This window comes from Massilia scottii, assembly GCF_030846495.1.
Classification (GTDB): Bacteria; Pseudomonadota; Gammaproteobacteria; order Burkholderiales; family Burkholderiaceae_D; genus Telluria_A; species Telluria_A violaceinigra.
In genome coordinates, this window is sequence record NZ_JAVCWM010000080.1 from 1 (window position 1) to 690 (window position 690).

The 690-nt window shown below is 62.8% G+C and carries 1 protein-coding gene; it reads left to right on the forward strand.

The annotated features are described in order from the left end of the window. Positions 1-114 precede the first annotated feature (114 nt). Complete coding sequence (locus tag RBA41_RS33370; RefSeq protein ID WP_306628641.1) at positions 115-675, forward strand: hypothetical protein; 561 nt, start codon at positions 115-117, stop codon at positions 673-675. The last annotated feature ends 15 nt before the right edge of the window (positions 676-690 follow it).

The window sequence follows — 690 nt, forward strand, 5'->3', positions numbered from 1 at the left end:
AGGGCGGGCGGCCGCAACAGCACTGCTTACGAAAATGAAAGCCGAGAAGATGAACGTAGCACCGCGAGAGCGCGCGAATGTGCGCCGGCAGGGTTCTTTGCTGGAGCACGCATAATGGCCGGCAAACACGGATCGCCGAAGCGTCGCGTCAAGCCATATCGCGAGAAGAAGTGTGCCGTCGGCGGCGGCCTGCAGGTGATCGCTGCCGGCGTATCCCGGCATGACGTGCGCATGATGAATGCGCTGCCGATCGAGGGGGAAGAGGCGACCCTCATCTGCGTAAAATATTGGCGTGCGTTCGAGGATATCAAGCTGGGCGATGCAACCGAGACGTCGTATGTCTATCTCTGCACGGCCATGAACATTACGCTCTGTCTTGCCGAAACGGGCATTGGCGAAGAGTACGTTCCGGAAATGATACCGGCCCTGGAGGCGATGGCGCGGGCGGCGGAACGGGGCGCCAGGACCGGCCAGTACCGGCTCGACGGGCCGGGCATGGACGCGGTGAGCAATGCGCTGGCGATTCACGAGGCGCAGTGCGCCGTTGCGACCCGCGAAGACCTGTTCGCCGCCGAAACGATGATCGCCGCGCGGATCGCCGCCGGCCAGGTCCACCAGACACCGGCCAAAACCCACCGGCGAGCGCCTGCAGGAGCTAGGTATGAAATTTCCTGAGAAAAATTCACGCAG